Raw genomic sequence first — 4388 nt, forward strand, 5'->3', positions numbered from 1 at the left:
TCGAACGCCGCCGCGAACACCGGAAACACCGCGCACAACCCACGACCCATCCCCACCCGCTGACCACCCTGACCCGCGAACACGAACACCAACCGGCCCGGCTCGGCGCCCGCGATCCCTCGCACCAGGGCGGGCGACTCCGCGCCGGCCGCCAGCGCGTGCAACCCGGTCCGGATGCTCTCGTGGTCCTCGCCCAGCACCACCGCGCGGTGCTCGAACGTCGTACGGCCGTGGGCCAGCGAGTACGCCACGTCGACGAGCGCGAGCTCGGGCGTCTCGGCCAGGTGCGTTCGCAGTCGCTCGGCCTGTGCCCGCAGCGATTCCTCGTCGCGCGCGGACAGCAGCAGCGGCAACGGGCCGCTCGTCGCCGGACGTTCCGCCGCGACCGGGTCCGCGGTCGGCTCCGAGCGCTCCAGGATCACGTGCGCGTTGGTGCCGCTGACCCCGAACGCGGAGATGCCGACCCGGCGCGGCGCACCGGTCTGCGGCCACGCCATCGGCTCGGTCAGCAACGACACCGCGCCGGACGCCCAATCCACGTGCGGCGACGGTTCGACGATGTGCAGCGATCGCGGCAGCACGCCGTGGCGCATCGCGCCGACCATCTTGATCACGCTCGCGACACCGGCGGCGGCCTGGGTGTGGCCGATGTTGGACTTCAACGAGCCGAGCCACAGCGGCCGTTCGGCGTCGTGCTCCTGTCCGTACGTGGCCAGCAGGGCCTGCGCCTCGATCGGGTCGCCGAGCGTGGTCCCGGTACCGTGCGCCTCCACCGCGTCCACGTCGGCGGCGGACAGGCCCGCGTCGGCCAGCGCCGCCCGGATCACCCGCTGCTGCGAAGGGCCGTTCGGCGCGGTCAGGCCGTTGCTGGCGCCGTCCTGGTTGATCGCCGATCCGCGCAGCACGGCAAGCACCTCGTGGCCGTTGCGTCGTGCGTCGGACAGTCGCTCCAGGAGCACCATCCCGACGCCCTCGCCCCAACTGGTGCCGTCCGCGTCCGACGAGAACGCCTTGGCGCGGCCGTTCACCGCGAGGCCGCGCTGCCGGCTGAACTCGATGAAGGTCGCGGGCGTCGCCATCACCGTCACGCCGCCCGCCAGGGCCAGCGAGCACTCGCCCTGGCGCAGTGCCCGGGCCGCCCAGTGCATGGCGACCAGCGACGACGAGCACGCGGTGTCCACCGTGACGGCGGGACCCTCCAGGCCCAGTGCGTAGGCGACTCGCCCGGAGATCACCGCGGCCGCGTTGCCGGTCAGGAAGTAGCCCTCCAGACCCTCCGGGATCTCGTCGACCCGCGGCCCGTAGTCCTGGCCGTTGGAGCCCGCGAAGACGCCCGTGTCACTGCCGTGCAGCGTGCTCGGGTCGATCCCGGCGTGCTCGAACGCCTCCCACGAGGCCTCCAGGAGCAACCGCTGCTGCGGGTCCATCGCGAGCGCCTCACGCGGCGAGACACCGAAGAACGCCGCGTCGAACTCGCCCGCCTCGTACAGGAAGCCGCCGCGGTCGACGTAGGTCTTCCCGGACTGCTCCGGATTCGGGTCGAACAGGGTGTCCAGGTCCCAGCCCCGGTTCTCCGGGAAGCCGCCGACCGCGTCCACACCGCCCTCGACCAGCCGCCACAGGTCGTCCGGCGAGGCCACCCCGCCCGGGAATCGGCAGCTCATCCCGACGATGGCGATCGGCTCGGCCGGCTCGCCGGCCGGCCGCGCGATGTTCGCCGGGGTGCTGCCGGCGGTCCGGCCGAGGAGCTCGGCCCGCAGGTAGCGGGCCATGGTCGCGGGCGTCGGGTAGTCGAAGACCAGCGTCGTGGGCAGCCTGCGCAGGCCCGTCGCGCGGATCATCCGGTTGCGCAGTTCGACCGCCATCAGCGAGTCGAAGCCCAGTTCCCGGAACGCCTTCGTGTCCTTGATCGCGGCGCCGGAGCCGTGCCCGAGCACGGCCGCGGCGTGCGCCCGGATCAACTCCAGCACGGCGTGGTCCTGCTCCGGTTCGGGCAGGTCGGCCAGGCTCTCCCGGAGCGCGGGCGCGTCGGTGCCCGGACCGGCGGCCGAGGAGTCCCGGGCCGCGAGTTCCCGCGCCTCCGGGACGCCGTCGAACAGCGGGCTGCGCCGGGTGGCGGTGACCGCCGGAAGAAAGCGTGTCCAGTCCAGGTCGGCGACCGCCACGAACGGCTCGCCCGAGCGCACCGTGTCGCCGAGCACCTCGATCGCCAGGTCCGGGTTCATCGGCAGTGCGCCGCCGCGCCGGATCCGCGCGTCGACCGCCTCGTCCGTGGCCATCCCGGAGCCGGCCCACGGGCCCCACGCGATCGAGTGGGCCGGCAGGCCGAGTTCGCCGCGCTGTCGAGCGAGCGCGTCCAGTGCGGCGTTGGCCGCCGCGTACCCGGCCTGTCCGGGCGAACCGACGGTGCCGGCCATGGACGAGAAGAGCACGAAGGCGGACAACTCGCGGCCGACGGTGAGCTCGTGCAGGTTGCGCGCGGCGGTGAGCTTGGGCCGGAGCACGTCGTGCAGGCGCTTCTCGGTCAGCTCGGCCAGGACACCGTCGTCCAGGACGCCCGCCGTGTGTACGACAGCGGTCAGCGGCCGGTCGGCGGGGATCGTGTCGAGCAGCGCGGCCAGCGCGTCCCGGTCGGCGGTGTCGCAGGCCGCGACGGTGACCGTGATCCCGTCGGCCCGCCCGCTCAGTTCGGCCACGAGTTCGTCGGCTCCGGGTGCGGCGGCGCCACGCCGACCCACCAGGAGCAGGTGCCGCGCGCCGTTGTCCGCCAGCCACCGCGCCACCCGCGCGCCCAGCGCCCCGGTGCCGCCGGTGATCAGCACCGTCCCGCAACTCGCCCACGGCGCGCCCGCGTCGGCCTCGTCGGCGATACCGCCCGTATCCGGTGCCCGGACCAGCCGCCGCGCGAGCACTCCCGCCGCCCGCACCGCGACCTGGTCCTCGATCGAGTCGCCGGCCGCCAAGACGCCGACCACACGGCGCAGCACGCCGCTGTCCACGACCTCGGGCAGGTCGATCAAACCGCCCCAGGTGGTGGGGTGTTCGAGGGCCGCGACGCGACCGAGGCCCCAGATCGCGGCACCCGCGACGCCGGTCGTGCGGTCTCCGTCGACCGCCGAAACCGCACCCCGGGTCAGGCACCACAGTGGTGCGGTGACGTCGGCATCGCCCAGCGCGTGCAGCAGGAGGAGCGTGTCGAAGAGGTCCTCGTCCGCCCCCGACAGCCCGAGCAGGGAGATCACGCCGCCGAGATCGTCCACCCCGTCCGTCGCCTCGCGCAGCCGCACGGCAACGCGCTCCCGGTCCCGATCGGCGGTGTCCAGTGCCAGCGTGCGGATCGTGCCGTACGCGCCGAGGTCGGTGTGGAGTTCGTGCCCACCGCTTGGTACCACGACCAGCCAGGTGCCGGTCAGCACCGGCGGCGCGGTCGACGTGATCGGCTGCCAGCCGATCCGATACCGCCACGCGTCCGTCCGGGACTGCTCCTCGGCCCGCCGCGACCACGCGGACAACGCGGGCAGCAGGGCGTCGAGCGAACTCCGCGCCGCATCGTCCTCGACCGCGAGTTCGCGCGCCAGCGCCTCCCGGTCACCCGCGCCGACCGCCGCCCAGAACCGCTCGTCCCGGGCGTTCCGCGCGGGGGCCGGCTCGGCGTCGAGCCAGTACCGGCGGCGCTGGAAGGCGTACGTCGGCAGGTCCACCCGCCGTGCGCCCGGGACGAACGAGGTCCAGTCGACTCCGGCCACCGCACCGTTGACATGCAGCGTCGCCAGGGCGGACAGCGCACTGTCCGGCTCGGCCCGGTCCCGCCGCAACAACGCCACGGCCGGCTGATCGCCCGCCTCCAGTGCGCCCCGGATCAGCGCGCTCAGCGACGCGTCGGGCCCGAGCTCGACGAACCCGCCGACCCCCTCGGCCGCCAGGGTACGAATCGCGTCGTGGAAACGCACCGGCTGTCGGACATGGCGCACCCAGTACTCCGGGTCCGTCCAGTCACCATCGGTGGAAACGGTCGAGACGACGGCCAACTGCGGTTCCTCGAAACTCAGTTCCCGCACAACTCGGCGGAACTCGTCGAGCATCGGATCCATCAGCGGCGAGTGGAACGCGTGACTGACCCGCAGCCGCCGCACCCGACGCCCCAACCCCTCGAAATGCGCCACGACCTCGGAAACCACACCCTCGGCACCCGAAACCACCACCGAATCGGGGCCGTTGACCGCGGCGATCCCGACGAGGTCACCCCGACCCTCGATCAACGGCAGAACATCCGCCTCCGCCGCACCGATCGCGGCCATCGCACCACCCACCGGCAACGCCTGCATCAACCGGCCACGCGCCACCACCAGACGACACGCATCCTCCAACGACAACACCCCGACCACATG

At 73.5% G+C, this 4388-nt stretch carries 1 protein-coding gene; it reads right to left on the reverse strand.

Annotated features, from left to right (window positions below; genetic code table 11):
• The coding region (locus ACWCPW_RS51580; protein ID WP_449768615.1) for an SDR family NAD(P)-dependent oxidoreductase at nucleotides 1-4373 on the reverse strand (4373 nt) is incomplete at its 3' end.
• Nucleotides 4374-4388 lie beyond the last annotated feature (15 nt).

The organism is Embleya sp. NPDC001921 (assembly GCF_053594475.1).